This is a genomic window from Xanthomonas sp. NCPPB 3005, from assembly GCF_041228095.2.
Lineage (GTDB): Bacteria > Pseudomonadota > Gammaproteobacteria > Xanthomonadales > Xanthomonadaceae > Xanthomonas_A > Xanthomonas_A bonasiae.
This window is the reverse complement of the sequence record NZ_CP166096.2, coordinates 3,068,351-3,090,673: the sequence shown is the minus strand read 5'-3', so window position 1 is coordinate 3,090,673 and position 22,323 is coordinate 3,068,351. Positions and strand designations below refer to the sequence as shown.

The following is a 22,323-nucleotide window of genomic DNA, read 5'->3' as shown; positions in this document are numbered from 1 at the left end:
TCAGCGCTCCACTGCGGTCTGGGTCAGGCCGCCAGCAGCAGCCGCAACATCGCTCTGCGGCTCGTCATCGGGTAGCGGGAAATCGGGGTTCGGCTGGGCCTCGCCGGCGGTCTCGGCAGGCTGCTCCGGCGCTGGCTCGGCGCATGCGCGGATCCGCTTCTGCTGGTCGTCGGTCAGCGGCGCCTTGGACTTCGCCATCGTGATGATGTCGTCGGGCGACTTCTTGCCCGCGGCGATGACCTTCGCCCAGTTGGCGAGCGACGCGGCGAACGCTTCCTCGGTCCATGCCGCCGCCGCCGGCTTGCCGCCCGCTGGCGCCTGCGTGGTGGCGAACGCATCTTCCGGCGTGGTGTCGCCTTCCTTGATCGCGGTCAGCATGCCGCGCAGCAGGACCAGGTGTTCCAGGCCGATGTCCTCGACGCCGGGAACTTCCAGCTTCGCGCAGACCTGCTCGGCGGAGACGCCGAAGCGCTGGAACACGGCGAGCGCGTCGGCGCGGCGGTTCGCCAGCGTCTTGACGTCGCCCATGATCACCTTGCGGGCCTCAACGTACATGTCCTCCCAGAACGCCTTGGGCACGCCCTTGAGCACCGCGTTGCGCAGCGCGATCGAGCACGCCGCGTTCGCGGTGACGCCGATCATGTCGGCCTTGTAGCGGCGACCGGACTTGTCGGTGATGCGGCGCTGCACCTCGTAGGTGATCGCCACGTTGCGCTCCAGGTCGTGGAACACGCCCTGCGCGATGATGAACTCGCCCTTGTCCTCGATGACCCGGGCGCCGGCGCGGTTGTTGCCCCAGGCCGACGCGATCACCTCGGCGAAGCGCGCCGACGGGCCTTCGATCGTCTTGCCGTCGCGGGGCAGGGCATAGACGCACTGCTCGGCGATGCTCTGGCTCAGCGTGACCATCTGCAGCGCTTCGTCGCGGAACCGCTTCAGCGAGCGCGGGAAGCGCCGCGCCGTCGCGATCTGCTGCTCGATCTCCGAGCGGTTGATCATCGCGGCCATGCCTTCCTCGGGGATCAGCTGGCCTTCGTGTACCTGTGCGTTCATTGCGTGATTGCTCCAGCCGGCGGGTCCGGCGAGGTGGGAATGAGGTGCCGGCGTGGCCCGGCCGGTGCGGGTGGCTCAGCGGCGGGCGCCGAGCCGGGATGTCGTCAGGCCGCCTTCTTGCCGGCTTCGATCAGGCTCGCCGCTTCCGCCGCGGCGTCGGCCGCTTCCTGCGCATCCAGCGTGTCGCCGCCGCTGAGGTCTTCCTGCTGGCCGTCGCGCTTCTGCGGCACCAGCGTCAGCAGCACGTCCTCGCGGATGAAGGCGGCCGAAAGCTCGCTGATCTCGTCGGCGTCGACCTCGGCCGACGCGGTGAACGTCATGGCGACGCTGCCGCCTTCCTTGGGCTCGATCACGAAGCGCTTCAGCTTCACGTCGACCAGCACCACCGGGTCGCCGGCTTCGAGCAGGCCGCCGATGTGCAGCTCGTAGCCGGTCAGCTCGTGGTTAAGCTTCAGCGGCTCGAGCGCCGGGTGCTTCACCGCGGTCAGGCCGGCGCCGCCGATCTGCGGCAGCTCCTGCTGCTCGCCGCTGCCGGGCTTGCGGAACAGGTCGGCGCGCAGCGTCGCGTCGAAGGAGTCCAGCACGTCGTTGCCCGCGCTGAGCGCGAACTTGATGTCCGCGGCGAGCTGGCGGTCTTCGCCGTGCCGCTGGATGCGCTGGTTGACGTTGGCGATGGACGCCTCGTGCTTGTCGAGTTGGAACATGGGAACCTCGGTCAGTAGTTGCGGGAGGGCGCTGCGTCGTGGCCGGGCGTCGCCGAGTTGTCGAGCCATACCGACGCGAGTTCGTTCACCTGCAGGCGCTGATCGTCGAACCACTGGCCTTCGCGCAGCTTCCCTTCGGAATCGACGCGGGGAACGACCAGCGTCTGGTTGCAGCCGGTCAGATATTCGACATGACCAACCGCCACACCATTGAATCCGGTGATGCGGTCGGTGACGGTGGAGCCGAGAATGCGATTGCTCATCTGGAACCTCTTCGGTAGTGCCGGCCGCGCCGGCGTGGGTTAAACCTGCTCGGATGCAGCGGCTTCGGCTTCGGCGAGACGGCGCATGTCTTCCAGCGCATCGTCGTTGCCGCAGTAGAAGTCGGGCATGCGCTCCAGCTTCGGATCGCTGGACATGTAGATCAGCGCCGCGGCAGCGGACGTGCCGAACGCGTACTCCAGAGCGCGGCCGCCATCGCCGGCCAGCGTCACCACCCAACCGGCCCGGCAATGCGTGGTGTTGCAGGTGTGCCACGAGCCCATGTCCAGCGCCGCCGGCTTGGATGCGGCGGCGTAGACGGCCTGGTGGATGTTCTTGATCACGACCGGGCAGGCGTGGCCATCGGCACCGCTCAGGACGGCACCGCGCAGGACGGCACCGCGCAGGACGGCACCGCGCAGGACGGCACCGCGCAGGTCGGCACCGCTCAGGACGGCACCGCGCAGGACGGCACCGCTCAGGACGGCACCGCTCAGGACGGCACCGCGCAGGACGGCACCGCGCAGGTCGGCACCGCTCAGGACGGCACCGCTCAGGACGGCACCGCTCAGGACGGCACCGCGCAGGACGGCACCGCTCAGGACGGCACCGCTCAGGACGGCACCGCGCAGGTCGGCACCGCGCAGGTCGGCATCGCGCAGGACGGCACCGCTCAGGTCGGCATCGCGCAGGTCGGCACCGCTGGCCACCGCCGACTTGACGGCAAAGCCCAGCTGCAGGCCATAGGATTTGCCGGCGATCTCGGCGGACAGTTCGCAGGTGTACTGGACGTTGCCGGTCCAACGGTTCTTGATTTCGAATTTCATGACGCTTCCTTGTTGGGCTGGGATCAGCGGATATCGCGCTTGGGCTGCGCGGGGAATTCGGGGGTGAGCGCATCGGGCGCTGCAGGTTCGGTCGGCAGCCAGCCCCGGCGAGCAGCGCGCCACGACCAGCGCGTGGCGATCAGCGCCAGCACCAGCAGCGCGGCGACGACAGGGCCGACGCTCCACGCCTCGACGATCACGCAGCGGCGGAGCATGTCGCCGAGGAAGCTGACGGCAGCGCCGCACAGCAGCAAGCGGAGGAGGGCGAGCGCCTTCATGCTTCGCCTCGGGCCTTGGCCAGCGCAGCACGGGCGCGCTCGACGGCCTTCTGCGGCTCGTCGTTGTGGAAGTGCACAGGGCCAGGAACCCAGCCGATCAGATCGACCAGCGCCTCGTAGAGATCCGGCGCGCTCGCGATGAGGTGGGCGGTTGCCTCCCGCTCCTCCATGTCTGTCCGAGTGCGACCATGTGTACTCCAGCCGCCTTCTACGCGCGCACTGAATCGATTGGTGCCTTCGACATTTAGTGCATAGACGGTGACGCCATCTACCAGCCAATCCTGCTTAGTCCACTTCGCCTCACTCATATCGAATCTCCTCAGAAAGTGCGCAAATTCCCTCGATGCGCTCAAGGTCGGAAAGCTCAAGGTCGGCGTTGCCGGTCAGAATCCCCGAGCAGTCCGTGACCTCAAGCCCGTCAGGCTGCGGCAGCGGCGGAATGCCCTGGCTCATCGCTGCGATGAAGTCGTGGTCATTCATTGAATGTGGTCGCCCTGTCCAAAGCACTTAGCGGTTAGATCGGAATTTGTGTTTCGTGGAATCGGCTGGAACTTATGCAGTTCACGCTTAGCGGCGCAGTAGGCGTCGTGCGCTTCATGCTCTGTTCGAAACATGCCTAGATATCGTCTCTTGCCGTTGTATCCGATTTGGGCCTGCCACTTTCCTGCCCCCTTATGCCAGACGACGCCAACGTATTTGCTGACGCTCCCGACGTTTGCAGCGCGGTTTTGGTTGTTCTCCAAATTGGTCGCTTCACGTAGATTGATGATTCTGTTATCAACCTTGTTGCCATTTATGTGATCTATCTGATCTGCTGGCCACTGGTTATGGTGCAAGGCCCATGCGACACGATGCGCGGCAACGCGTATACCATCCACAATGACCCTGTAGTACCCGCTTCGGTGCAAAGAGCCGGCTGCACTACCGATGCGAACAGGGCCGCGCCTCACGCGCCACGCAAGCCCGCCAGTGTTGGCGTCATATTCGAATAGCTCGCGCAGGCGCTTGATTGGCGGGAGTTTAGGCTTCACGGCAGAACCGCCATGACGAACAGCGAGAACACAGCGCCGCAGCAGAACGAAATCGCGTAGACGACCGCATGGCTTACCAGCGCGCAGTCGATCGGGGGAAGTTCTTCGTAGTCGTTCACGGCCGTGGCTCCTTCGCCAGTTCGGCCAGTAGGGCGTCGGCCTGCGCGACCGCGTAGCGAGCAATCAATTCCGAGGGCGAATCCGCATAGCGGTCGGAAGCGGAAAGGCCCTGCATCGCCATCGCTGAAAACAGCTCGCGCTTGGTCAGGCCAGATGTACTGAGGAATCCATCGTTCGTCGGGGCGGCCAGCGCATTCGGCATCGCCGCCATATCTCCGTTCTTCATGCTGCCTCCGGTCCTTCATCGTCAGGGTTGTGCATGCGGGCGCGGCGCGCGCGCTCCGCCAGTTCGTTGCGCTGCTGCTGCGGGCAGCCGGCGGCGAGGAAGTCGCGCTCGGCCTGCTTGGGGTCATGGCCGAGTTCGGCAGCCAGGCGGCGCACGTGCGACACCTGGTGCTTGTCGTAGCTGTCCCGGATCGGGAACTGCAGGATCTGCGCGCTCATACTTGCCACGCTCCGTTGAGTGTTTCGGTGGCGAGTTGTGCGCGAGCAACCGCAGTGAGGTCGGCGTGCAGGTCGCGGTTGTGGTTGTCGATCGCACTGGGGATACGCGCGAGCTTCCGATTGCACTTGGCACACCTGACGGTGCCGAACTGGTGGCGCGTCGCCCATCGCGGTTCGACCACAGGTGCCGGCGGCGGGGGCGGCATCAACTCATCGCGAATCTTCGCGAAGTTCTTGCGATCACCTTCCGTGGCCTCACGCTCCCATGCATCGCCGCTGCAGTAGGACATCACGTCATCCGCAACTTCGATTGCCTCGAGCGCAAGGTTGTAGCGCCGCTCCAGTTCCTCGCGCGAGAGCGACGCGAGCGCATTGATCTGGTCGCTCATGGCGTCGCTCCGCAGCGGGCGAGGGCGGCGGTGAATTCCGCGCGCGCAACCTGCAGGGCATCGAATAGCCGGCGATACCCCACGTGATCCTCGCTGCACGCAAGTTCGGCCTTGCGATATGCCGCGCCCTTCTCGATCAGCTCGGCGATGGCGGCGCGGGCTTCAAGCGCAACACCCGGCTGCAGTTGCATGTGCGCAGGCGCACTCGTCTCGATGATGGCGCGCGCGGCATCCCAGACCGCCAGCACATCCACGGCCTTGGTCTGCCCGCTCATTGCGCACCGCCTGCGCCGGCCAGCGCCTTCATGCAGCGCGGGCACGTCACGGCCTCGCCAGCGCGCAGAGTCCACCCGACCGACCGGCGGCCGGGTGTCGCCCCGCACATCGCACTTCCGTGCGCCTCGTTGTATTCGGAGCGAATCTGCGATGCGGGGATTGCATGAATCCTCGCGCCCTGGCCGCGCTCCATCCCGTTCGCACATCGCCCGGCCAGCTTCGCGGCGACGACATCCACGCCCTTGGTCTGCGCGGTCATGCCGCACCGCCATCGCGCAGGGCGCGCAGGACCAGCGTCGGATTCAGGCCGGCTTCGGAGCGCAGGCGCTTGCGGACGCTCCGCGCCTGGCACTTGAGCCGCAGTGCCCACCGCGCGACGTGCTCGTCGGTCATGCGCTCGATCAGCGCCAGCGCCTCAGTACGTGCAGCTGCGCTCGCGTTCCGAAGCCCGCGCATCACCGCCTCGGTCTCGCGCTGCTGCTCAGCCTTGTACCGGTCGATGGCCGTGTCGATGTTGCCGCGCTTGCTGAGCGGGACATTCAGGACGCCGTGGTCGATGCTCATGCCGATGCTCCGGTGGCGAGCGCGCCCAGCTCGCGCTTCAGGCGCTGCTCGTCGTGGTGTGAGGTAAAGGCCAGCAGGGCGCGCAGCGTCTCGCGGTCGATGCCGAGCGAGTTCACCGGCTCGTACTGCGACAGCAGACGTGCGCGCGCGGCCTTCGCTTGGGCAAGCTCAAGGCGGGCCGTCGCGTTCTCGCGCTCAGCCCTCCAGCGGCGGACCTCGCAATCAGCCAGGAAGAGGGAATCCAGGTCGCCGGCGCTCATGCCGCGCGGCTCCACGGCATGGCCGGTGCCGGCTTCGGCGCGACCTCGTACACGTCCCGCATGCGCTGCACGGCTTCCAGGCGGCTCATGCCGTCGTCGGCGACGCGGCGCTGGATCTCCGACTCCACGTAGTCCGCGACCACGCTGCGCAGGATCTCGCCCAGGCCAGCGTCGTTGCCCGACGCCAGGTGCCCGGCCAGCAGCGCGTGCTGGTCCGTCGTCAGCTGGCCCAGCGCCTCGCTGAAGACCGCTCCGGAGGAATGCAGATCAAGCGCCAGCGCCTCGGCGCGCGAGTCGGCCTGCTCCTGACGGCTGCACGTCGTGCAGCCGCAATTGGTGTGGTAACTGTGGCAGCGGGCCATGGTTCAGGCCTCCAGCGTCGCGGAGGTGGCGAGCTCGACGGCCACGGCCAGCTGGCGGGCCAGCTCAGCTGCGTCCGCCGCCGGCATCCGGATGTAGACGCAGCCGGAGACGACCTCGACCTCTCCGGTGCTCTCCAGCAGCCCGGCGGTGACCGGTTCTGCGAACTGCCTGATTCCTGCGTGTGCCATGTCCTGGTCCCGTCTTTTGCCCTTGTGGGCTGACGGTTCCTAAGTTAGGCATTCCTACGATTGCTGTCAATAGGCATTCCTAACTTTTTTGCATTTTGCAAAAAATAGCCCCGCACGGGCGAGGCTGGATGACGCTTCGTTCAGACTACCGGTACTAGGTCACTATTTAGTTGAGCTCGATACCTTGCCTTGATCGAACCCAGCGACATCGAACTCAAAGATCTGGCTACCGTTCTGATAGACACCGACCTCCACGAGCAGCTTCTTCGATTTTCCGAGGCGGCTAGCGATGGACTTGTATCCGGGGAGGAAGATCGCCTCGGTGCTGTTATCTCCCGGCTCTTGTCCCTGCACCGTGTATGGCTTGTCGTCGTCAAATCGCAACTGAACCGGACATCCGCTATAGCTACGGCATAAAAGCTGGCCCTTCTCGATCGAGAAGATCACGTCGCCCCCGTATCGTGGATGCTTTCGCAGCATCAGGCTTGCTCGCTGTTCTCCAGCGTAGGGGAAGTCCAAAGAGACTCGGTTTTTACTGCTTATCTCCGCAGTCGAGGTGACCTGTCCGGTCATCTTGTCTTCGTTGTGAAAATAGTTCCACTGCGCACCAGCATCATGATTTTGGAGACTCTGCTGCAGATCTTCCGCAGTCGATCGCTTATGGGTTTGTTGTTCTATTGCTGCGGAATTCCTGAGCATAGCCAGCATACTCTTGGCCTTTAGGCCTTCGGGTGATTCAGGGAAGCGATGAACTAGGCTTCTTGCTGCACCCAATCGATCCGACGCTGGCTTCGATTCGTCATTCAAGATTTCCATCATCGAGCGCTTGTGACGCTCTAGCTCTGCAGCGGCCGCTTCGCGCGCCCGATCTGCATCCGGGCCGTAAGGGGATCGCCCGCACGCGCCAGTCGCAAGTATCACTGCCATGGCCGTTGCAACTGTCCTTGTGGCAATTTTCATGAGCTATATCCCCCTCTTCGCCAGCGTTTCTAGTGAGCCGGCAGGTAGTCCGCGATGCTGGAGCCTGTCTCCGCCGCGTCCACATAGCCGTGCATCCGATCAAGCAGATCGTCAAGCTGCGGCGCTGTCAAATCGGAAAGGTAGGGCGCGCTCTTCATGTCCAGGAAGTGCGTTATCGCGGAGTGCCATCCATACATGTCGGCGATCCGCACGATAGCGCGCATTTTCTTAGCGCGCGGCGACATATCAAGCGGAGGGTGTAGCGTCTCCACCGCGTGCGCTGGCGGTAGATTCGACTCGGCCAACATCGTTGCAAGATCCTCACGCAGCATTGCAATCGTATCCATCCTCAAGCCCTCATGGTCTCCAGAAGTCCAGCCAACACCGCCTGCACCGCATCAGCGGATTCGACGGACAAGACGTGCGGGCTTTCGTAGACGCGCTTGATCATGTTCGCCTTGAACTCAGGCGGGACGCTCTTCCTGCTGTCCTTGATCGCGCCTTCCACAACAGCTATCACCGTCGATAGCTTGGACAGATCCAGTCCCACAGGTTGCGACTGGCTGGAGGGAGAGGCGCGCCCGGTCATGATGTACTCGGCCGTGGTGTTCAGGTATGCCGCAGCGGCCACGAGGTTGTCCCCCGAAATCATCTTCGTCGGCTTCCCCTGGCCGAACCAGCCGCTGATTGACCCCGGCTTGACGCCGCATGCGCGCGCCAGGTCGGCCGGCTTCTTGCCGGCCGCAACCATGCGTTCGTGAATTCGTTCTGCCCAGGATTCCATTAGGCGAGCCTAATGGTTGGCGAAGTAGGAATGCCTATTGACAATCTCAGTAGGAATGCCTAACAATCGTCGCCCATGGACGCCAACCAGATTATCGATGCTCTCGGCGGCACCTTCGCGGTGGCCCGTCTCTGCAAGGTCAAGCCGCCGTCCGTCAGCGAATGGCGACGCAGCGGCATCCCGGATGCACGACTGCAGTTTTTGCAGCTTGCACGTCCCGACGTTTTCGAGACCGCCACCCCCGACCACCAAGAGGCCGCCTGAGATGGCCTGGCTCCTGCGCCGCTGGTCGGGCGCGCCGCTGCGGGCACACACGCCCAAATTCTCCGTGTCGGACGCAGAGAATTTGCGCGCGGCATGGAACGCGGCCCTTAGCGGGAAGGACGATTCGTCCTGGATGGAATTACTGCCCCGCGATCGTCCGCAGTCCCTACTGAAGTCTCGGCTAGCGATCCATCGCCAGCGGTGCGCCATCGCGTATCGGCTCTGGCGCCCCCATGTGCGTGCCGGCCTCTTAGGCCCAGCCGTCTTCTCGATCAGTTTGTTGGCCCAGACGATGGTGATGGTGGGGCATTTTCCGCCTTGTCTGCCGCGCGGAGCATGGCATGTGCCAGCTCTCGAAGCTGCCATGGATGAAACACGAAATTGGGAGACGCATGCGCGTCTGCCACGCGCTCCATCGGACTCACGAGGTAGCGCAGCGTGATGGCGACTGCGCCCATCGATGGCACCACGCGTAGTTGCCAGCCCGTCGCAGGTGCGAGGGTCAATTCTTCCGTCATGTCCGTCTCCGGTAGTGGTGGTGGGGTCGCACTCCCATCCTACCGGCAGGCGGACTCCCGCTTCCTTGGCACTCATCTCGGTAGCAGCCACGGGTCAAACCGGCTCTCGGCGCAGCACGCGCGTTACCAGTTTTCCGTCGACCCATCGAGCCGACAGCCAGTTCCCTCCGACTTTCACCAGCGCGGTGACGTTGCTGCCGCGCGGTACGCGCACCTGGCCATCCCTGGCCCGCTTCCCTGCTGACTTGATCTTCTCCATGGCGCAGATGTTGCGCCGCCGCACGACTGCATTCCACGTTCACCGAGATCACCCATGCACATCATCGACGCCGCCCACAAGACCGTGCACGCCTACCCAGGCGGCAGCGAGTCGCTGGCACCGCGCATCGGCATGTCCGCCGCTGTGCTGCGCAACAAGGTCAATCCCAACAACACCACGCACCACCTGACGCTGGTGGAAGCCAGCGAGGTGATGGGCGTCACCGGCGACGACCGGATCCTGCACGCGCTGGCTGCGCAGCACGGCTACACGCTGCAGAAGGTCGAGGCGCCGACGCAGGGCTCGGTGGTCACCGCGCTGCTCGCCGCGGCGTCGCTGAAGGGCAAGCTGGCGTCGCTGGTGGCCGAGGCCATCGCCGACGGCCGCATCACCGGCAACGAGGCGCGCGAGATCGCCGAGGTCTGCGGCGATGCGCAGGCGGTGCTGGCCCAGGTCGCGCAGCACGCGCGCGCCGCGGCGAAGTCGGGAGCGCCGGCATGATCTTGCAGCGCATCACCGACTGGCGCCGCGAGCGCCGCATCCGCCGCCTGGCCGCCGCACTGGTGCTGGCCAACGCCGCGGACGAGCGCGAGTTGGCTGGGGCTCTCTGGCTGAGCTTGCTCCGCGAGTGTTTTGCACGCAGCGCCGGGCAGGTGGCCCGCATGGAGCGGGCGAGGGGCTTGGCGTGAGCACAGACGCGCGCCTGAGCGTTGGACTGCCCGGGCATCCCAAGACGAAGAAGCTGATCCGCAGGCTGGGTGCCAGCGCGGGCTGGTCCCTGGTGTGCCTGATCCTATGGGCGCGCGCGAACCGTGCCGACGGCGACCTGACTGGCATGTCGGCCGAGGACATCGAGCTTGCCGCGGACTGGGCCGGCGAGAACGATGCGCTGGTGCGCGAACTGGCGTCGGTGGGCTTCCTGGATGGGGAGGAGGGCGCGTATCGGCTGCACGACTGGGCGGAGCATCAGCCCTGGTCGGCCGGCTCGGAGGCGCGCGCGGATCGAGCGAAGTGGTCGGCACTGTGCCGCCGGCACGGTCGCGAGGAGGCAGCGCGGCTCATGCCCGAGTACGCAGCCCGTCTTGCTAAAGACGCGGATTCGTCTGCTAGTAGCAGCCAGAATCCTGCTAATAGCAGCGAGTTAGCAGGCGACGATCCTGCTAAAACCGAAAAACCGTCTGCCCCGTCTCCGTCTCCGTCTCCGATACCGTCTCCGTCTCCAAAAGCAGAAGCTTCCTCGCTTCGCTCGGAGTCGTCCGCGTCGCTGACGCTGACCCCGCCGTCGCCACCTGCTGACCTAAGCCACCGGAAGACCCAGCGGATCCAGCAGATCGCCGAGGAGGCCCAGGCCGCCTACAACCGGCTGCTGGCCAAGCCGGCCGGCGAGCTGATGGCCTGCAACGTCCTGAACAAGCCGCGGATCAAGGCGGTCGAGAAGGCCCTGCCGACGGCGCGCGCCATCTGCCGGCAGCTGTACGGCAACGAGCGGATCACGCCGCAGTTCTGGACCGCGCTGTTTGAGACCGCGGCCGATGACGACTTCCACTCCGGCCGGAAGCCCGGCGGCGCTGGCCACGAGAACTGGAAACCCGATTTCGAGTACCTGCTGCGCGAGAACGTGATCGCGAAGCTGTTCGACCGGGCGATGACGGAGCACGCCGCATGAACGCCCACGAGGAGACCGAGCGCATGGCGGCGCTGTACGGGGAGCAGCGCAGGCAGGAACATCACGCCGCGCTGCGTGTGCCGCCGCACAGCGCCGATGCCGAGCAGGCGGTGTTGGGCGGCCTGATGCTGCGGGCCAGCGCCTGGGACCAGGTCGCCGACATCGTGACCGAGCAGGACTTCTACCGCCGCGACCACCAGCTGATCTGGCGCGCGATCCGCGAGATGGCGACGTCGGTGCCGGCGCGGCCGTTCGACACGGTGACGCTGGGCGACTGGTTCGAAGCCCAGGGGAAGCTCGAGATGGTCGGCGATGGCGCCTACCTGATCGAGCTGTCCAGCACGACGCCGTCCGCGGCGAACGTCCGCGCGCACGCCGAGATCGTGGCCGACAAGGCGCGGCTGCGCCGCATGATCGAGGTGGGCACGGAGCTGGTGAACGACGGCTTCGCCGCCGCCGGCCGCAGCAGCGTGGAGCTGATCGGCGAGGCGCAGACGCGGATCGGCCAGCTGCTGGACACCCAGCCGTGCGACTTGGAGCTGGTCGCGCCGGTGATGCAGCGCGTGTTCGATCGCCTCGGCGACCGTTCCCGCGGCGAGGGTGACGCGCACGGCCTGCCGACCAGCATCGACGATCTGGACGCGCTGCTGGGCGGCCTGAAGCCGGGCGGCCTGTACGTCCTGGCGGCGCGCCCGAAGATGGGCAAGACCACGCTCGCGCAGAACATCGCCGAGCACGCGGCGCTGAACCGCGGCGTGCCGGTGGCGGTCTTCAGCTTCGAGATGCAGCCGGAGGAGCTGGGCGACCGCATGCTGTCGTCGATCGGCGGCATCGACGGCGGCCGGATCCGCTCCGGCGATTTGGACGACATCGACTGGACGAACGTCACCGCGGCGATGAAGCGCCTGCGCGCCGCGGAGATCTACGTCAGCAAGCCGCGCAACGCCCGTGTGGAGCATGTCGTCGCGCAGGTTCGGCGCCAGCACGCACGCAAGTCGCTCGGCCTGGTGGTGATCGACTACCTGCAGCTGATGCAGATCAGCGGCGACAACCGCGCGCAGGGCTTCGGCGATATCACCAGGGCGCTGAAGCTGATGGCCGGCGAGCTGGGCATCCCGGTGCTGCTGCTGAGCCAGCTCAACCGTGACCTAGAGAAGAGGCCGGACAAGCGCCCGATCCCTTCGGACCTGCGCGATTCCGGCTCGATCGAGCAGGACGCGGACGCGGTGATCTTCATCTACCGCGACGAGGTCTACAACCGCGGCAGCCGCTGGAAGGGCACGGCCGAGCTGATCGTCGCGCTGCAGCGCAACGGCCCGGCCGGCGAGGTGCGCGCGCTCTACATGCCGGAGCGGTTCAAGTTCCAGAACCTGCCAGAGTACTGGCAGCCGGCGCCGATCGAGAGCGACGACAAGCCGGCACCCGCGCGCCGCGGCTTCCGCAAGGTAACGGCCGCCGCCGCGCGGCAGGACGGCGACGAATGACCATGACCGCAGCAGCGAAGAAGATCCGGCAGAAGCGCGCCTCGCGTCCGATCTACATGGTCGTGCGCCGGCTGCTGGACCCGGTGACGCGGCAGGAGGTGGGCGCGCTGGTGCCGGAGAACCAGGTCGACAGCGAGCTGATGCGAGCGCGCGGCTACCGCGTCGGGCAGGAGCTGCGCGCCGAGCTGAAGGCGCCGCGCGACGGCTGGCGCCACCGGCTGCTGCACAAGATCGGCGCGCTGATGGTCGAGAACGTCGATGGCTGGGAGGCGCTGGACACGCACGAAGCCGTGAAGCGCCTGCAGCGCGAGGCCGGTGTGTGCTGCGAGCAGGTCGACATGGACGCCACGGCGGTGGTGTCCGCGGTGCTGGCGGCGGCCGATGCCGCGTTCGGCCCGGGCGCGGCGAAGCTGCTGCGCGAGGTGCTGCCGCGGATCGAGACGATCCCGGTCACCGTCGCGCGCTCGCTGGCGTTCGACTGCATGGACGAGGACGAGTTCCGCCGGCTGTTCGAGGGCATCACCGCGCACATCGGGCTGCACTACACGCAGGTGATGCTCGAGGACGTGGTCGACGAGTTCTGGCTCCTCGTGAACGGGCAGGGCACGCAGCCGGCGTCGGTGCAGCGCAGGGAGGCGGCGTGAAAGCATCGGAGATCAAGGCGGCATTCCCGACCGAGGCGTCGCTGTGCGATTGCTTCCTGGCCAGTCTGAAGAAGCTCGGCGGCTGGACCGCGTACCCGGAGACCGCTGGCTTCGACATCCTCGCGGTATACGACGCCACGGGCCACCAGCTCGGCATCGAGGCGAAGTTGGCGCTGAACGCGAAGGTCGCCGACCAGATCTTGCCGGATCACTACATGGGCTATGGCACCGAGGGGCGCGAAGGCCCCGACTTCCGCGCCGTCATCGTGCCGTCGATCACCGATGCCTCGGCGGGCATCGCGAAGATGCTCGGCATCCTGGGCGTGATGGTTTGGGCGCCGGAACCTGGCTACAGCCGCGGGTGGAGCTTCGATCGCTGCCTGTCCAAGCATGGGAGCGGACGCGGGCGTCCTGACCGGCGTGCATACGATGCCGAGGACGGTCCGCTCAACGATTGGGACATGGCCTGGCACGACTGGAACCCGGCGCGGCGCTGCACGCTGCCGGAGATCGTGCCCACGGTGCGCTGCGGCGTGCCGGCGCCGCTGCGGCTGACGCCATGGAAGATCGGCGCGCTGCGCGTGCTGGCGCAGTTGGAGGTCGAGGGCTTCGTCACGGCGAAGTCGGTCCGCGACTGCGGAGTGGATGCGCGCCGGTTTTGCGCCAGCGATGGCTGGCTGGAACAGCTCGGCGGCGGACGGTGGGGCCGCGGCAAGATGCCGGCCTTCGATGCGCAGCACCCCGAGGCCTACGCGCAGGTGCTGGCCGAGGCGCATGCCAAGCGCCAGCAGGCCGCGGCATGAAGCGCGGCCGCAGCACCAGCACCCCGACGCGCGCGCAGCAGGCGCGGTTCGACGTCATCCGCGACATCGGCTGCATCGTCGCGCACTCGCGCGGCCTCGGCTACGTGCCCGCAGAAATTCATCACCTGACGATCGGCGGCAAGCACGGCGCCCCGCGCCGCGGCCACGACTACACCGTCGGCTTGAACAGTTGGTCGCACCGCGGCGAGCCGTTCGGCGGCATGTCCGCCGCGCAGTGCGAGGCGCTGTTCGGCCCTTCCTACGCGCGCCAGCCGCGCGCATTCCGCGAGCAGATCGGCCGGGACGACTACCTGCTGGACCTGCAGAACACCTTGATCGAACAGCACACAGCGAGGGCAGCATGAACGCACCACAGATCATTTGGATCGTCCTGGCCACGGTCGGCCTGACGCACAGTCTCGTCAAGGACGGGCAGCCGCAGACGGGGAACCACAATTTCGCCACGGACCTGTTCGCGACCACAGTGGTGGCGCTGCTGCTGTGGTGGGGCGGCTTCTTCGGAGGTGCCCGATGAACCAGCAACGCCGGAGCGCCGCATGATCGATATCCAGAAGGCGTCGGAAATCGTGATGCTTACCGGCGAGCAAGTGGTCACTGATAGCAAGAAGGTTGCTGAGGCATTCGGAAAGCAGCATGCGCATGTGTTGCGTTCGATCCGCAAGGCAATCGAGGGCGCGCCTGACGATTCTGCAAAATCCAATTTTGGGCTTTGCTTTGAAATCAATGATCTGCAGAACGGGAAGCCTCAGCCGTACTACCTCCTGACCAAGGACGGATTCATGGCAGTGGCGCTGGCGTTCACTGGCCAGGCCGCAGCGGCCGTCCGCTGGGCGTTCATCCGAGCCTTCAACCAGATGGCCGAGTTCATCCGTGTCCAGGCCGACGGCAATCTGCGGCGCTGGGAGGCCGCCTATCTCGAATACCGGAACGATCAGAACTACGCGTCTCGCTGCGGTACTGGGCTGGTGGCGTGGAAGAACAGGAAGCCGGCGCACCTGGCGCGGCTCGAACAGCTCGACCCCCAACTCAAGCTGCCATTACTGCCACGGAGCGCCGCATGAACATCCTGAGCGAAGACGCTGTGCAGATCGCCGATGCCGTGCACCAGCGCATCGCGCGCGGCGGCGGCACGTGGACCGTGTACGCCTCGATGTCCGGCCTGGTGGCGATGGACAAGCTCGGGGACGTTCGGCGCTCCTACGACTTGCCCGAGAATTTCATGATCGGGCGGTACACCAAGGCCGCTGGCGTCGAGGACATCCTGGACGACATCGTGCAGCACCGCACCGACCTGTTCGCGAGCATCGAACAGCGTGTTCCTGGTGGCGTGCAGCTGCGGGGCACCTTGTGAGCCGCGCCGCGCGGGTGCGGGCCTGGCTGATCGCCGCCGGCGGGATGCGGTCGGCCGGCGAGGTGTCGGATGGGCTGGGCGCCACCGGCAAGGAACGGCAGATGGTGGCGTGGACGATCCGCACGATGGTGCAGGGCGGCCAGTTGGTCAGCGAGGGCATGGGCCGGGGCATGCGCTACCAGTTCGTGCAGATGCCGACGCGCGCATCGAAGCTGACGCCGGAAGTGCGCAAGCAGAAGCGCGCGGCGATGGCGCGTGCGCGGCACAAGCGCGACGGCGGGCTTTCCCGCGATGAGCTGGCCGTGGCGCGGGAGCAGCGGCGCCTGGCGCGCGAGGCTGAGCGTGCCCAGCGGCGGGCCGAGCGCGAAGCCCGCGTGCGCGATCTGCCCTACGCCAAGCAGCGCGCCGCCGAGCGCAAACGACTGGCCCGCCGCGCGGCCGGCGGCATGACCCGCGCCGAGTGGCTGGCGAAGGTCGCCGCCGGCAAGCAGGAGCGTCCCAGCGCGCCGCGGCCTGCGCCGACCCGGCTGCAGCGCGTCGGCAGCGTCGCCGGCATGACGCCCAAGCCGGTGGTCACGCCATCAAGCCGCCCGGCGGAGACCGTCGAGCAGTTCCTGGCGCGCGGCGGCGCCGTCGATCGGCTGCCCGGCATCCAGGCCGCGCCGGCGCCGCGGACCATCCCGACTTGGAGAAACGCAGCATGACCCTTCGCGTAGTTCTTGGCGCTGACCCGGGCATGTCGGGCGCAGTCGCCGCGCTGATCGACGGCGAGGCCGGGCCGGTCATCGACATGCCGACCATGGCGGTGGGCAACAAGCGCGAGGTGGACGCGCGCGCAATCGCCGTTTTCATCCGATCGCTCCGCGCCGCGCACCCTGGCGCATATTTCTCCGGCTGCGTCGAGCGCGTCCGGGCAATGCCGCCCAAGGGCGACCGGCGGCCAGGCGCGCAATCGTCGATGAACTTCGGCGAGAGCTACGCCAAGGTGAAAGCGGTCTTCGAGGTGATGGGCATCCCCTTCAGCCTCGCCGAGCCGGCCAGCTGGAAGCGGCACTACGGCCTGATCGGCAAGGGCAAGGACGCCTCGCGGCTGCTGGCGATAGCGCGGTTTCCGTCGGCGGCGGCGCTGCTGCAGCGGAAGAAAGACGATGGCCGCAGCGAGGCGCTCTTGCTGGCGCTGTACCACGAGCACACCGAACTGGGAGCCCGCGCCGCGTGAGAAACCCCGACGACCTGACACGACAGGAGCGCTACACCGAGCGCCACCACGCCAAGGTGCTGCGCAAGCGCATGGACGCCGACCGCCGCCGGCACGGCAACTGCTGCATCTGCCTGCACCGCGCCACGACGATGGGCGTCCTGCACTGCCGCGGCAAGGAAGACCGGCAAAAGGGCTGCTGCAAGTGGGATGGCCAGCAGCCGCAATTTCAACTCGACCCGAACACCCTGGAGAAGTATCGCGATGCAGCCTGACACCATGAGCGAATACGTGCGGCGCCGGCTCGAGCGCTGGGGCGAGGTGTTCGCGCTGGCGCGCGACTGCGAGTACCTGGGCCACGCCTCGAAGAACCTGCTGCAGGTCCTGATCGACCACCGAGGCGAGATGCCGAGCCGGTCCATCGGATTCAAGCCGCTGGAGGTCGACGCCGAGGCGCAGCAGATCGAAGATGCCGTCTTCGAGATCGCGCGGCATGCGCCGGCGCTGGGATGGGTGCTGCGCGCCTACTACTGCGGCCAGGGGCGCCGGAAGATCGAGCGGTGGGAGACGGCGAACTTGCTGCTGACCACTGCCGGCCTGGCCGCTGTGAGCCAGCCGAGCTACCTGGACATGGCGCGCCGTGGGACCGAGCGGGTTCACGGGATGCTGCTCGGGGTTTCAAGGGCTGCATAAGCAAGCAAAGATTGACAATGTGCTTGCTTGATGGTGATATGCAAGCAACTGAGGGCTGGAGCTTGCTAGAAATGGTCGAGGATTCCGGAAAGGCGAAAGGTGGTAAAGCGCGCGCGGCGTCACTGACACCGGAGCGTCGCCGGGAGATTGCGCGGGAGGGTGCTGCGGCACGCAAAGAGGTAGCCTCGCTGCCAAAAGCAACACATGGGTCGGCTGACCGTCCGCTGCGCATTGGAGACGTCGAGATCCCCTGCTACGTGTTGGATGACGGCACGCGAGTTCTTTCCCAGCGAGGCCTCATTTCTGGCATCGGCATGAGCCTCGGGTCCTCCAAAAGCGGCGATGCTCGCCACATCGTTTTGTTCGAGTCTGACGCAATGAAATCCCATGTAAGCAAGGACTTACTGGCGATGCTGAGGGCGCCTATTCGCTTCCGACCCCCGCACGGCGGCGCGACCGCATTCGGATATCCGGCGACAATTTTGGCTGACGTTTGCGAGGCGGTCCTCTCAGCTCGCGCAGACGGCGACCTCCCCTTGCGTCTGGCCCACATAGCCGATCAATGCGAGGTACTCGTCCGTGGCTTCGCGCGAGTCGGTGTTATTGCGCTCGTCGATGAGGCGACTGGCTACCAGAAGGAGCGAGCCCGCGATGCGCTTGCTCAGATTCTGGAGGCATTCGTCGCCAAAGAGCTGCAGCCTTACGTGAAAACCTTTCCCTCCGACTACTACGAACACATGTTTCGCCTTCGCGGGCTCCCTTACCCTCCGGAGAAGGCTCACTACCGTCCGCAGTACTTCGGGGTGCTCACGAACGACATCGTCTACAAGCGCTTGGCCCCTGGATTGCTGACGGAGCTGAAAGCCCAGGCAGCCAAGGACGAGAAGAAGGGGAAGTTGATGCAGCGCCTCACCAACAACGTTGGTCATCCGAAGTTGCGTGAACACTTGGCTTCGGTAGTCACGGTTATGAAGCTGAGCAAGGACTACGATGACTTCACCCACAAGCTGGATGTGGTGCACCCGAAGTACAGCGAAACCATCGGGATGGATCTGCCAGAAGGTGATGCTGAAGGGCCTTGACGGATAATCCGGAAAGGTGTCCAATCCGTGAAGCTGACATAGAAGCCCTCGGGATACCCCGGGGGCTTTTTCGTTTCCGCCCGGCCCCTCGCCAGACCAAGCCATGCGTCCAGCTGGACCGCGGGCCGGGCACCTATTGCATGCGGGTTGGGCTGGCTGCTGCCGGCCGATCAAGGGCCGGGTTCGGCCGCCCGCGCCACACTGGAGAATCCCATGGCGGTCATCACGCCCGAGCAAGCTGGTGGCCGCAACGTCGTGGCCTTCCTGGACATGCTGGCCTGGTCCGAGGGGACCGACAACGGCAAGCAGGCGACCAAGAACCACGGCTACGACGTCATCGTCGGCGGCAAGCTGTTCACCAGCTACGCGGACCATCCGCGCGTGCTGGTGGACCTGCCGGCGCTGCGCATCCAGTCGACGGCGGCCGGGCGCTACCAGTTGCTGCGTCGCTACTTCGACGCCTACCGCAAGACCCTCGGCCTGGCCGACTTCTCGCCGCTGAGCCAGGACAAGATCGCCCTGCAGCAGATCCGCGAGCGCAAGGCGCTGCCGCTGATCCAGGCCGGCAGGATCCACGAGGCCATCGTGCGGGTGTCGAACATCTGGGCGAGCCTGCCGGGTGCCGGCTACGGGCAGCACGAGCACAAGTTGGACAACCTGCTGGCCGCGTACAAGCGCGCCGGCGGCCAGGTCGTGGAGGCCTGACGTGGCGCGCATCACCCTCGCGCAGGCCGCCGCGGCCGTGCCGATCATCGGCGGCATCGTCGCCATGGCCGACAACTGGCCGGCGGTGAAGCTATTCCTGATCGACATGGGCACGTTCCTCTCGGCCCCGCAGGTCGAGGCCATGTGGATGAGCCTGGCGATCAGCGTCGCCATCGGCCTGCTGCTGCCGCACCTCCCGCAACAGATCGGCATGCGGGCGTCGTGGCCGCCGGCGTTCACCAAGGCGCGGATCCGGTTCTGGAGCTGCTTGCTGGCCATCGTCATCTGCTGGGCGAAGGTGCCGACGCCGCGCGGGGCGTGGTTCGCACTGATGACCGGCTTTGCCGCGATGGGGTTGTGGACGACGGCGTCGAACGTGCTCTATCGCATGTTCCCGTGCGCGAAGCCGGAATCCCTGCAGCCCAACGACCCGCCGGCCGCTGGGGAAGGGGACGCATGATGCCGGACCTCGACGACGCCACGCTGCTGGACGCCGAGCGCCAGTCTCTGGGGGAGGCGGTGGCGCTGCTGCAGGAGGTGTGGGGCCGCTCCCCGCGCCCGCGCCGCGACAACCGCAACGTGCTGCGCCTGGGCTACGGCCGGGCGATCGAGACGCGGGACCAGAGCGAGCGCGCGGCGACGCTGGAGCTGACCGAGGACTGCATGGAGGCGCAGGAGACGCTGCGCGGCCGGTTCTTCGAGCTGCTGGCGGTGCACCCGGAGATGCGCCCCTCGCTGCCGTACATCATCGCCATCGCCGACATCATCGGCGCCGAGGACGTGCGCGACAGCAGCGACCTGTGGGCCGCCGCGCGCCGGGGCGACTGGATGGAGTTCGGGTCGGTGATCCAGGAATTCCGCTGGGAGCGCTTCAACGACGCAACCGAGCAGGACAACCGGGCCGTGTCGCGCCTGGTGATGCGCCTGGCCATGGGCGCATCCCAGGCCGCGGCGTGAGCGACCGCTGGGACCGTGGGCTGCCGCCGGCTGGCGATCCGCCCGGGTGGTTGGTCGCTGCGCTGTGCGTGGGCCTGCTGGCCGTGCTGGCGGTGGGCATCTACATCAACGTGAGGGGCTGAGCATGCTGAACGATTTGAATCCGGCGGCACGCTCTGCTGCCATGCGTGGCGGCACTGAAGGCTGGGGCTGGCATGGATCTGTCAACCACGTGCGCTATGCCGAGGCTGTGGAATCCAAGTCCCGGCGGCGATGCCACTGCGGGTGCAAGCGCCGCGCAACACATCGCGGCATGGCCAACGGCATGGCACTCACCACGGCATGCGAGTTGGGGATTCGACGCTGGGTGAAGACTGGGAGCGTCCGATGAACCGCTGGCTGACGCTGGCCGTATTCGTTGCCTGGACCGGCGTGGCGTTCTGGGCCGGGCGCGAGTGGCGCGACCGCAGCGCAGACCTGGCCACGTCCCAGCAGCAGACCGCCGCCGCCCAGGGTGAGGCCAAGGCCCAAGCCGGCGCGCGCGAAATCGAGCACACCCAGGGCCAGGTGCTGGCCGACATCGGAGTGAAGCATGAAGAAGACCGCACCGCGGCCCAGGCCGTCCCTGCTGCTGTTGTTGCTGGCGTGCGTGACGGCAGTCTCCAGCTGCGCGACGACCTCGCCACCTGCAGCACCAGCCTACTGTCCCAAGCTGTCGCCGGCACCCTCGAACGTGATGCGCACGCCCAACTACGAGCAGAGGTTGCGGGAGATCTTGTTCGTCTCACCCGCGACGCCGACGACCAGCTCCGAGCAGCGCAAGCCGTGATCCTCGCGGATCGGGCCGAGCCCGGCCAGGTGAAGCCGTGACGCTGAGCTGCTCAGGCTGCAAGCGTCGGCGGGCGTGGATGACCAAGGTGGCGGGAATCGCGCTCGCCCGAGGCAACGAACTGCTGGAGAGGATGCGTGGACGAGGAACTGAAGGCGCTGTTGAAGGCGCAGACATCGGCCATGCAGGAGCACACCCTGGCCATCACCAAGCAGAACGACCTGCTGCTACAGATCGTGGCGATGAACGCTGACCTGATGGCGACGGTTGCCGGAGACCAGGACGCAGGCGGTGAGCCGGCTTTCGATCTGGCTGGCAGGCCGATCAACGGATGAGAGCCATGAGCGAGAAGCCCGAGCCCGTCGTCTTCCATCTGGCGCATCACCTGAGCGACGAACAGATGGACGAACTCGCGGCCAATTTCCGCAAGGCGTACGGCGATCGGATGGTGGTGGTCCTCCCGCCGGGCATCACCAAGAGCGACAGCGAGCAGCTGGGCCGCATCGAGCAGAAGCTGGACGCGCTACTGGAGGCGCTGGCAGCCGAGGGCGAGGAAGGGCAGGAGGCCCCGGCCGTCAGCCTGGATGGTGACGTGATGCCGGGCGAGCGCGACCAGTCGCAGAGCCTGGGCTGATGGAGGACTCGCACATCCACGCGCCAGATGATGGACGCGGTCCGCGCAGGGTAATGGTGGACGGCAAGGTGGTGGAGAAGGTGACCTACGCCGACACCCGGAAGGGCATCGTGCACCACGCCGACACGCCTCCGAAGATCCACAAGCACGGAAAGCGAATGATCGAGCGCACCAAGCGTGGCACGGTCCGCGTGGAGATCCTCTGATGGGCCGCCTCCGCATGTTGACCCCACGCCTGGAGACCCTCGCGCCCAGGGTCCAGACGATGGCACAGGCAGTCCCTACCTACGGCCACGGCCGAGGCGGCAGGCCATGGCGGAGGAAGCGCGAGGCGGTGTTGAAGCGCGACCAATACCTGTGCCAGCCATGTCAGAGGGCAGGCCGCATCACGGAGGCCACTGAGGTGGATCACATGCTGAACTTGGCAGAGGGTGGCACCGACGACGACACCAACCTGCAGTCGATCTGCACGGACTGCCACCAGGCCAAGACGCAAGCAGAAGCCCAGCGCGGCGTGAAGGGGTCTTGGTAATGATGGCGTGCAAGAGCTGCGGCAATGCCACGGGCGGAACCTCAGTAGGTCGGCCACGCCTGTACTGCCTGACTTGCAGGCCGCACACCAAGCAGCAGGTGGCGCTGTCGCAGCAGCCGAAGGTGGGCAGGGGGAAGGCGTGCGGGTGGTGCCAGGGGCCGTTTACCAGCCTCGGCAACGGCGCCTACTGCAGGGTGGAGTG

At 66.5% G+C, this 22,323-nt stretch carries 47 protein-coding genes and 1 pseudogene; 25 read left to right on the top strand and 23 right to left on the bottom strand.

The features are described from left to right. From AB8810_RS13540 to AB8810_RS13440, 21 genes are all read right to left on the bottom strand, one after another. A complete protein-coding gene (locus AB8810_RS13540; protein WP_369913937.1) occupies nucleotides 1-1,053 on the bottom strand; it encodes a hypothetical protein in 1,053 nt (350 codons plus the stop codon). A 104-nt stretch (nucleotides 1,054-1,157) separates the two neighbouring features. Then, nucleotides 1,158-1,757: a hypothetical protein gene (locus AB8810_RS13535; RefSeq protein ID WP_369913936.1), complete on the bottom strand. Its 600-nt coding sequence runs from the start codon at nucleotides 1,755-1,757 to the stop codon at nucleotides 1,158-1,160. Between the two features lie 11 nt (nucleotides 1,758-1,768). After that, nucleotides 1,769-2,020, bottom strand: coding sequence for a hypothetical protein (locus AB8810_RS13530; RefSeq protein WP_369913935.1), 252 nt, complete (start codon nucleotides 2,018-2,020; stop codon nucleotides 1,769-1,771). Between the two features lie 39 nt (nucleotides 2,021-2,059). Next, a complete protein-coding gene (locus AB8810_RS13525) occupies nucleotides 2,060-2,845 on the bottom strand; it encodes a pentapeptide repeat-containing protein (protein ID WP_369913934.1) in 786 nt (261 codons plus the stop codon). Between the two features lie 23 nt (nucleotides 2,846-2,868). After that, the gene (locus AB8810_RS13520) at nucleotides 2,869-3,123 is read right to left on the bottom strand and encodes a hypothetical protein (protein WP_369913933.1); all 255 of its coding nucleotides are present in this window, start codon (nucleotides 3,121-3,123) and stop codon (nucleotides 2,869-2,871) included. Then, nucleotides 3,120-3,431, bottom strand: coding sequence for a hypothetical protein (locus tag AB8810_RS13515; RefSeq protein ID WP_369913932.1), 312 nt, complete (start codon nucleotides 3,429-3,431; stop codon nucleotides 3,120-3,122). Before AB8810_RS13515 ends, AB8810_RS13520 begins: the two co-directional genes overlap by 4 nt. Continuing rightward, nucleotides 3,424-3,603, bottom strand: a complete 180-nt coding sequence (locus tag AB8810_RS13510) for a hypothetical protein (RefSeq protein ID WP_369913931.1) — start codon at nucleotides 3,601-3,603, stop codon at nucleotides 3,424-3,426. Before AB8810_RS13510 ends, AB8810_RS13515 begins: the two co-directional genes overlap by 8 nt. After that, nucleotides 3,600-4,154, bottom strand: coding sequence for an HNH endonuclease (locus AB8810_RS13505; protein WP_369913930.1), 555 nt, complete (start codon nucleotides 4,152-4,154; stop codon nucleotides 3,600-3,602). The genes AB8810_RS13510 and AB8810_RS13505 overlap by 4 nt, the downstream gene beginning before the upstream one ends. After that, nucleotides 4,151-4,273 (bottom strand): hypothetical protein, encoded by a 123-nt coding sequence (locus AB8810_RS13500; RefSeq protein ID WP_369913929.1) that lies wholly within the window; start codon nucleotides 4,271-4,273, stop codon nucleotides 4,151-4,153. The genes AB8810_RS13505 and AB8810_RS13500 overlap by 4 nt, the downstream gene beginning before the upstream one ends. After that, nucleotides 4,270-4,500 carry a hypothetical protein gene (locus tag AB8810_RS13495; RefSeq protein WP_369913928.1) on the bottom strand — a complete coding sequence of 77 codons (231 nt, stop codon included), beginning with the start codon at nucleotides 4,498-4,500 and terminating at the stop codon, nucleotides 4,270-4,272. The genes AB8810_RS13500 and AB8810_RS13495 overlap by 4 nt, the downstream gene beginning before the upstream one ends. Then, nucleotides 4,497-4,718, bottom strand: coding sequence for a hypothetical protein (locus AB8810_RS13490; protein WP_369913927.1), 222 nt, complete (start codon nucleotides 4,716-4,718; stop codon nucleotides 4,497-4,499). Before AB8810_RS13490 ends, AB8810_RS13495 begins: the two co-directional genes overlap by 4 nt. Continuing rightward, entirely contained in the window at nucleotides 4,715-5,107 is a 393-nt protein-coding gene (locus tag AB8810_RS13485) for a hypothetical protein (RefSeq protein ID WP_369913926.1), read from the bottom strand. Before AB8810_RS13485 ends, AB8810_RS13490 begins: the two co-directional genes overlap by 4 nt. Further along, the gene (locus tag AB8810_RS13480; RefSeq protein ID WP_369913925.1) at nucleotides 5,104-5,382 is read right to left on the bottom strand and encodes a hypothetical protein; all 279 of its coding nucleotides are present in this window, start codon (nucleotides 5,380-5,382) and stop codon (nucleotides 5,104-5,106) included. The genes AB8810_RS13485 and AB8810_RS13480 overlap by 4 nt, the downstream gene beginning before the upstream one ends. Further along, complete coding sequence (locus AB8810_RS13475; RefSeq protein ID WP_369913924.1) at nucleotides 5,379-5,642, bottom strand: hypothetical protein; 264 nt, start codon at nucleotides 5,640-5,642, stop codon at nucleotides 5,379-5,381. Before AB8810_RS13475 ends, AB8810_RS13480 begins: the two co-directional genes overlap by 4 nt. Next, on the bottom strand, nucleotides 5,639-5,947 hold the full coding sequence (locus AB8810_RS13470) for a hypothetical protein (protein ID WP_369913923.1): 309 nt from the start codon (nucleotides 5,945-5,947) through the stop codon (nucleotides 5,639-5,641). Before AB8810_RS13470 ends, AB8810_RS13475 begins: the two co-directional genes overlap by 4 nt. After that, on the bottom strand, nucleotides 5,944-6,207 hold the full coding sequence (locus AB8810_RS13465; protein WP_369913922.1) for a hypothetical protein: 264 nt from the start codon (nucleotides 6,205-6,207) through the stop codon (nucleotides 5,944-5,946). Before AB8810_RS13465 ends, AB8810_RS13470 begins: the two co-directional genes overlap by 4 nt. After that, nucleotides 6,204-6,569 (bottom strand): hypothetical protein, encoded by a 366-nt coding sequence (locus tag AB8810_RS13460; RefSeq protein ID WP_369913921.1) that lies wholly within the window; start codon nucleotides 6,567-6,569, stop codon nucleotides 6,204-6,206. The genes AB8810_RS13465 and AB8810_RS13460 overlap by 4 nt, the downstream gene beginning before the upstream one ends. A gap of 3 nt (nucleotides 6,570-6,572) precedes the next feature. Next, the gene (locus AB8810_RS13455; RefSeq protein WP_369913920.1) at nucleotides 6,573-6,758 is read right to left on the bottom strand and encodes a hypothetical protein; all 186 of its coding nucleotides are present in this window, start codon (nucleotides 6,756-6,758) and stop codon (nucleotides 6,573-6,575) included. A 162-nt stretch (nucleotides 6,759-6,920) separates the two neighbouring features. Further along, a complete protein-coding gene (locus AB8810_RS13450; RefSeq protein WP_369913919.1) occupies nucleotides 6,921-7,718 on the bottom strand; it encodes a hypothetical protein in 798 nt (265 codons plus the stop codon). Between the two features lie 29 nt (nucleotides 7,719-7,747). Further along, entirely contained in the window at nucleotides 7,748-8,065 is a 318-nt protein-coding gene (locus AB8810_RS13445; protein WP_369913918.1) for a hypothetical protein, read from the bottom strand. Nucleotides 8,066-8,067: 2 nt separating this feature from the next. After that, complete coding sequence (locus AB8810_RS13440) at nucleotides 8,068-8,502, bottom strand: helix-turn-helix domain-containing protein (protein ID WP_369913917.1); 435 nt, start codon at nucleotides 8,500-8,502, stop codon at nucleotides 8,068-8,070. Nucleotides 8,503-8,577: 75 nt separating this feature from the next. Here AB8810_RS13440 and AB8810_RS13435 point away from each other — a divergent pair, with 75 nt between their 5' ends. Continuing rightward, nucleotides 8,578-8,766 carry a Rha family transcriptional regulator gene (locus tag AB8810_RS13435; protein WP_369913916.1) on the top strand — a complete coding sequence of 63 codons (189 nt, stop codon included), beginning with the start codon at nucleotides 8,578-8,580 and terminating at the stop codon, nucleotides 8,764-8,766. A gap of 272 nt (nucleotides 8,767-9,038) precedes the next feature. Here the strand turns inward: AB8810_RS13435 and AB8810_RS13430 are convergent, their stop codons facing one another. Together AB8810_RS13430 and AB8810_RS13425 are read right to left on the bottom strand one after the other, a co-directional pair. Next, entirely contained in the window at nucleotides 9,039-9,284 is a 246-nt protein-coding gene (locus AB8810_RS13430) for a hypothetical protein (RefSeq protein WP_369913915.1), read from the bottom strand. Nucleotides 9,285-9,378: 94 nt separating this feature from the next. After that, nucleotides 9,379-9,543, bottom strand: a complete 165-nt coding sequence (locus AB8810_RS13425; RefSeq protein ID WP_369913914.1) for a hypothetical protein — start codon at nucleotides 9,541-9,543, stop codon at nucleotides 9,379-9,381. Between the two features lie 54 nt (nucleotides 9,544-9,597). On the opposite strand from AB8810_RS13425, the gene AB8810_RS13420 reads away from it, so the two are divergent. The 24 genes and pseudogenes from AB8810_RS13420 to AB8810_RS13305 all read left to right on the top strand — a co-directional run bounded on the left by AB8810_RS13420 (nucleotide 9,598) and on the right by AB8810_RS13305 (nucleotide 22,121). Continuing rightward, nucleotides 9,598-10,044 (top strand): phage regulatory CII family protein, encoded by a 447-nt coding sequence (locus tag AB8810_RS13420; protein WP_369913913.1) that lies wholly within the window; start codon nucleotides 9,598-9,600, stop codon nucleotides 10,042-10,044. Then, nucleotides 10,041-10,232 (top strand): hypothetical protein, encoded by a 192-nt coding sequence (locus AB8810_RS13415; RefSeq protein WP_369913912.1) that lies wholly within the window; start codon nucleotides 10,041-10,043, stop codon nucleotides 10,230-10,232. Before AB8810_RS13420 ends, AB8810_RS13415 begins: the two co-directional genes overlap by 4 nt. Beyond that, nucleotides 10,229-11,209, top strand: a complete 981-nt coding sequence (locus tag AB8810_RS13410; RefSeq protein ID WP_369913911.1) for a hypothetical protein — start codon at nucleotides 10,229-10,231, stop codon at nucleotides 11,207-11,209. Before AB8810_RS13415 ends, AB8810_RS13410 begins: the two co-directional genes overlap by 4 nt. Beyond that, nucleotides 11,206-12,582: pseudogene (gene dnaB, locus AB8810_RS13405) on the top strand (replicative DNA helicase); the annotation flags it as partial. The gene AB8810_RS13410 and the pseudogene dnaB, both read left to right, overlap by 4 nt. 107 nt (nucleotides 12,583-12,689) lie before the next feature. Then, nucleotides 12,690-13,337, top strand: a complete 648-nt coding sequence (locus AB8810_RS13400) for a hypothetical protein (RefSeq protein ID WP_369913910.1) — start codon at nucleotides 12,690-12,692, stop codon at nucleotides 13,335-13,337. After that, nucleotides 13,334-14,140 (top strand): hypothetical protein, encoded by an 807-nt coding sequence (locus AB8810_RS13395; protein WP_369913909.1) that lies wholly within the window; start codon nucleotides 13,334-13,336, stop codon nucleotides 14,138-14,140. The genes AB8810_RS13400 and AB8810_RS13395 overlap by 4 nt, the downstream gene beginning before the upstream one ends. After that, nucleotides 14,137-14,505, top strand: coding sequence for a Ref family recombination enhancement nuclease (locus AB8810_RS13390; RefSeq protein WP_369913908.1), 369 nt, complete (start codon nucleotides 14,137-14,139; stop codon nucleotides 14,503-14,505). Before AB8810_RS13395 ends, AB8810_RS13390 begins: the two co-directional genes overlap by 4 nt. Next, nucleotides 14,502-14,675, top strand: coding sequence for a hypothetical protein (locus AB8810_RS13385; protein ID WP_369913907.1), 174 nt, complete (start codon nucleotides 14,502-14,504; stop codon nucleotides 14,673-14,675). Before AB8810_RS13390 ends, AB8810_RS13385 begins: the two co-directional genes overlap by 4 nt. Nucleotides 14,676-14,697: 22 nt before the next feature. Then, the gene (locus AB8810_RS13380) at nucleotides 14,698-15,222 is read left to right on the top strand and encodes a Rha family transcriptional regulator (RefSeq protein WP_369913906.1); all 525 of its coding nucleotides are present in this window, start codon (nucleotides 14,698-14,700) and stop codon (nucleotides 15,220-15,222) included. Further along, nucleotides 15,219-15,512, top strand: a complete 294-nt coding sequence (locus AB8810_RS13375) for a hypothetical protein (RefSeq protein ID WP_369913905.1) — start codon at nucleotides 15,219-15,221, stop codon at nucleotides 15,510-15,512. Before AB8810_RS13380 ends, AB8810_RS13375 begins: the two co-directional genes overlap by 4 nt. Further along, nucleotides 15,509-16,216, top strand: coding sequence for a hypothetical protein (locus AB8810_RS13370; protein WP_369913904.1), 708 nt, complete (start codon nucleotides 15,509-15,511; stop codon nucleotides 16,214-16,216). Before AB8810_RS13375 ends, AB8810_RS13370 begins: the two co-directional genes overlap by 4 nt. Continuing rightward, nucleotides 16,213-16,731: a hypothetical protein gene (locus AB8810_RS13365; protein ID WP_369913903.1), complete on the top strand. Its 519-nt coding sequence runs from the start codon at nucleotides 16,213-16,215 to the stop codon at nucleotides 16,729-16,731. The genes AB8810_RS13370 and AB8810_RS13365 overlap by 4 nt, the downstream gene beginning before the upstream one ends. Next, nucleotides 16,728-16,985 carry a hypothetical protein gene (locus tag AB8810_RS13360; protein WP_369913902.1) on the top strand — a complete coding sequence of 86 codons (258 nt, stop codon included), beginning with the start codon at nucleotides 16,728-16,730 and terminating at the stop codon, nucleotides 16,983-16,985. The genes AB8810_RS13365 and AB8810_RS13360 overlap by 4 nt, the downstream gene beginning before the upstream one ends. Before the next feature lie 4 nt (nucleotides 16,986-16,989). Then, nucleotides 16,990-17,403 (top strand): hypothetical protein, encoded by a 414-nt coding sequence (locus AB8810_RS13355; RefSeq protein ID WP_369913901.1) that lies wholly within the window; start codon nucleotides 16,990-16,992, stop codon nucleotides 17,401-17,403. 71 nt (nucleotides 17,404-17,474) lie between these two features. After that, the gene (locus AB8810_RS13350; RefSeq protein ID WP_369913900.1) at nucleotides 17,475-18,485 is read left to right on the top strand and encodes a P63C domain-containing protein; all 1,011 of its coding nucleotides are present in this window, start codon (nucleotides 17,475-17,477) and stop codon (nucleotides 18,483-18,485) included. Nucleotides 18,486-18,698: 213 nt separating this feature from the next. Further along, nucleotides 18,699-19,190, top strand: a complete 492-nt coding sequence (locus AB8810_RS13345) for a glycoside hydrolase family 104 protein (RefSeq protein ID WP_369913899.1) — start codon at nucleotides 18,699-18,701, stop codon at nucleotides 19,188-19,190. A 1-nt stretch (nucleotide 19,191) separates the two neighbouring features. Then, a complete protein-coding gene (locus AB8810_RS13340; protein ID WP_369913898.1) occupies nucleotides 19,192-19,650 on the top strand; it encodes a hypothetical protein in 459 nt (152 codons plus the stop codon). Beyond that, nucleotides 19,647-20,147: a hypothetical protein gene (locus AB8810_RS13335; RefSeq protein WP_369913897.1), complete on the top strand. Its 501-nt coding sequence runs from the start codon at nucleotides 19,647-19,649 to the stop codon at nucleotides 20,145-20,147. Before AB8810_RS13340 ends, AB8810_RS13335 begins: the two co-directional genes overlap by 4 nt. Next, on the top strand, nucleotides 20,144-20,269 hold the full coding sequence (locus tag AB8810_RS13330; RefSeq protein WP_369913896.1) for a hypothetical protein: 126 nt from the start codon (nucleotides 20,144-20,146) through the stop codon (nucleotides 20,267-20,269). The genes AB8810_RS13335 and AB8810_RS13330 overlap by 4 nt, the downstream gene beginning before the upstream one ends. 244 nt (nucleotides 20,270-20,513) lie before the next feature. Next, complete coding sequence (locus tag AB8810_RS13325) at nucleotides 20,514-20,996, top strand: lysis system i-spanin subunit Rz (RefSeq protein WP_369913895.1); 483 nt, start codon at nucleotides 20,514-20,516, stop codon at nucleotides 20,994-20,996. A gap of 96 nt (nucleotides 20,997-21,092) precedes the next feature. Next, entirely contained in the window at nucleotides 21,093-21,290 is a 198-nt protein-coding gene (locus tag AB8810_RS13320; RefSeq protein WP_369913894.1) for a hypothetical protein, read from the top strand. A gap of 5 nt (nucleotides 21,291-21,295) precedes the next feature. Further along, nucleotides 21,296-21,589: a hypothetical protein gene (locus AB8810_RS13315; protein ID WP_369913893.1), complete on the top strand. Its 294-nt coding sequence runs from the start codon at nucleotides 21,296-21,298 to the stop codon at nucleotides 21,587-21,589. Then, on the top strand, nucleotides 21,589-21,795 hold the full coding sequence (locus AB8810_RS13310; RefSeq protein WP_369913892.1) for a hypothetical protein: 207 nt from the start codon (nucleotides 21,589-21,591) through the stop codon (nucleotides 21,793-21,795). Before AB8810_RS13315 ends, AB8810_RS13310 begins: the two co-directional genes overlap by 1 nt. Next, a complete protein-coding gene (locus tag AB8810_RS13305) occupies nucleotides 21,795-22,121 on the top strand; it encodes an HNH endonuclease (RefSeq protein ID WP_369913891.1) in 327 nt (108 codons plus the stop codon). The genes AB8810_RS13310 and AB8810_RS13305 overlap by 1 nt, the downstream gene beginning before the upstream one ends. Nucleotides 22,122-22,323: the final 202 nt, after the last annotated feature.

Excerpts from the sequence above, each read along its gene's own strand:
- AB8810_RS13485 (WP_369913926.1), bottom strand. The coding sequence starts at position 5,107 with ATGAGCGACCAGATCAATGCGCTCGCGTCGCTCTCGCGCGAGGAACTG.
- AB8810_RS13490 (WP_369913927.1), bottom strand. The coding sequence starts at position 4,718 with ATGAGCGCGCAGATCCTGCAGTTCCCGATCCGGGACAGCTACGACAAG.
- AB8810_RS13350 (WP_369913900.1), top strand. The coding sequence starts at position 17,475 with ATGGTCGAGGATTCCGGAAAGGCGAAAGGTGGTAAAGCGCGCGCGGCG.
- AB8810_RS13425 (WP_369913914.1), bottom strand. The coding sequence starts at position 9,543 with ATGGAGAAGATCAAGTCAGCAGGGAAGCGGGCCAGGGATGGCCAGGTG.
- AB8810_RS13470 (WP_369913923.1), bottom strand. The coding sequence starts at position 5,947 with ATGAGCATCGACCACGGCGTCCTGAATGTCCCGCTCAGCAAGCGCGGC.
- AB8810_RS13450 (WP_369913919.1), bottom strand. The coding sequence starts at position 7,718 with ATGAAAATTGCCACAAGGACAGTTGCAACGGCCATGGCAGTGATACTT.
- AB8810_RS13335 (WP_369913897.1), top strand. The coding sequence starts at position 19,647 with ATGATGCCGGACCTCGACGACGCCACGCTGCTGGACGCCGAGCGCCAG.
- AB8810_RS13390 (WP_369913908.1), top strand. The coding sequence starts at position 14,137 with ATGAAGCGCGGCCGCAGCACCAGCACCCCGACGCGCGCGCAGCAGGCG.
- AB8810_RS13400 (WP_369913910.1), top strand. The coding sequence starts at position 12,690 with ATGACCATGACCGCAGCAGCGAAGAAGATCCGGCAGAAGCGCGCCTCG.
- AB8810_RS13510 (WP_369913931.1), bottom strand. The coding sequence starts at position 3,603 with ATGAATGACCACGACTTCATCGCAGCGATGAGCCAGGGCATTCCGCCG.
- AB8810_RS13315 (WP_369913893.1), top strand. The coding sequence starts at position 21,296 with ATGAGCGAGAAGCCCGAGCCCGTCGTCTTCCATCTGGCGCATCACCTG.
- AB8810_RS13365 (WP_369913903.1), top strand. The coding sequence starts at position 16,213 with ATGACCCTTCGCGTAGTTCTTGGCGCTGACCCGGGCATGTCGGGCGCA.
- AB8810_RS13375 (WP_369913905.1), top strand. The coding sequence starts at position 15,219 with ATGAACATCCTGAGCGAAGACGCTGTGCAGATCGCCGATGCCGTGCAC.
- AB8810_RS13380 (WP_369913906.1), top strand. The coding sequence starts at position 14,698 with ATGATCGATATCCAGAAGGCGTCGGAAATCGTGATGCTTACCGGCGAG.
- AB8810_RS13455 (WP_369913920.1), bottom strand. The coding sequence starts at position 6,758 with ATGGCACACGCAGGAATCAGGCAGTTCGCAGAACCGGTCACCGCCGGG.
- AB8810_RS13415 (WP_369913912.1), top strand. The coding sequence starts at position 10,041 with ATGATCTTGCAGCGCATCACCGACTGGCGCCGCGAGCGCCGCATCCGC.
- AB8810_RS13355 (WP_369913901.1), top strand. The coding sequence starts at position 16,990 with ATGAGCGAATACGTGCGGCGCCGGCTCGAGCGCTGGGGCGAGGTGTTC.
- AB8810_RS13430 (WP_369913915.1), bottom strand. The coding sequence starts at position 9,284 with ATGACGGAAGAATTGACCCTCGCACCTGCGACGGGCTGGCAACTACGC.
- AB8810_RS13525 (WP_369913934.1), bottom strand. The coding sequence starts at position 2,845 with ATGAAATTCGAAATCAAGAACCGTTGGACCGGCAACGTCCAGTACACC.
- AB8810_RS13420 (WP_369913913.1), top strand. The coding sequence starts at position 9,598 with ATGCACATCATCGACGCCGCCCACAAGACCGTGCACGCCTACCCAGGC.
- AB8810_RS13310 (WP_369913892.1), top strand. The coding sequence starts at position 21,589 with ATGGAGGACTCGCACATCCACGCGCCAGATGATGGACGCGGTCCGCGC.
- AB8810_RS13305 (WP_369913891.1), top strand. The coding sequence starts at position 21,795 with ATGGGCCGCCTCCGCATGTTGACCCCACGCCTGGAGACCCTCGCGCCC.
- AB8810_RS13530 (WP_369913935.1), bottom strand. The coding sequence starts at position 2,020 with ATGAGCAATCGCATTCTCGGCTCCACCGTCACCGACCGCATCACCGGA.
- AB8810_RS13325 (WP_369913895.1), top strand. The coding sequence starts at position 20,514 with ATGAACCGCTGGCTGACGCTGGCCGTATTCGTTGCCTGGACCGGCGTG.
- AB8810_RS13445 (WP_369913918.1), bottom strand. The coding sequence starts at position 8,065 with ATGGATACGATTGCAATGCTGCGTGAGGATCTTGCAACGATGTTGGCC.
- AB8810_RS13440 (WP_369913917.1), bottom strand. The coding sequence starts at position 8,502 with ATGGAATCCTGGGCAGAACGAATTCACGAACGCATGGTTGCGGCCGGC.
- AB8810_RS13515 (WP_369913932.1), bottom strand. The coding sequence starts at position 3,431 with ATGAGTGAGGCGAAGTGGACTAAGCAGGATTGGCTGGTAGATGGCGTC.
- AB8810_RS13435 (WP_369913916.1), top strand. The coding sequence starts at position 8,578 with ATGGACGCCAACCAGATTATCGATGCTCTCGGCGGCACCTTCGCGGTG.
- AB8810_RS13465 (WP_369913922.1), bottom strand. The coding sequence starts at position 6,207 with ATGAGCGCCGGCGACCTGGATTCCCTCTTCCTGGCTGATTGCGAGGTC.
- AB8810_RS13475 (WP_369913924.1), bottom strand. The coding sequence starts at position 5,642 with ATGACCGCGCAGACCAAGGGCGTGGATGTCGTCGCCGCGAAGCTGGCC.
- AB8810_RS13495 (WP_369913928.1), bottom strand. The coding sequence starts at position 4,500 with ATGAAGAACGGAGATATGGCGGCGATGCCGAATGCGCTGGCCGCCCCG.
- AB8810_RS13480 (WP_369913925.1), bottom strand. The coding sequence starts at position 5,382 with ATGAGCGGGCAGACCAAGGCCGTGGATGTGCTGGCGGTCTGGGATGCC.
- AB8810_RS13460 (WP_369913921.1), bottom strand. The coding sequence starts at position 6,569 with ATGGCCCGCTGCCACAGTTACCACACCAATTGCGGCTGCACGACGTGC.
- AB8810_RS13345 (WP_369913899.1), top strand. The coding sequence starts at position 18,699 with ATGGCGGTCATCACGCCCGAGCAAGCTGGTGGCCGCAACGTCGTGGCC.
- AB8810_RS13535 (WP_369913936.1), bottom strand. The coding sequence starts at position 1,757 with ATGTTCCAACTCGACAAGCACGAGGCGTCCATCGCCAACGTCAACCAG.
- AB8810_RS13385 (WP_369913907.1), top strand. The coding sequence starts at position 14,502 with ATGAACGCACCACAGATCATTTGGATCGTCCTGGCCACGGTCGGCCTG.
- AB8810_RS13520 (WP_369913933.1), bottom strand. The coding sequence starts at position 3,123 with ATGAAGGCGCTCGCCCTCCTCCGCTTGCTGCTGTGCGGCGCTGCCGTC.
- AB8810_RS13540 (WP_369913937.1), bottom strand. The coding sequence starts at position 1,053 with ATGAACGCACAGGTACACGAAGGCCAGCTGATCCCCGAGGAAGGCATG.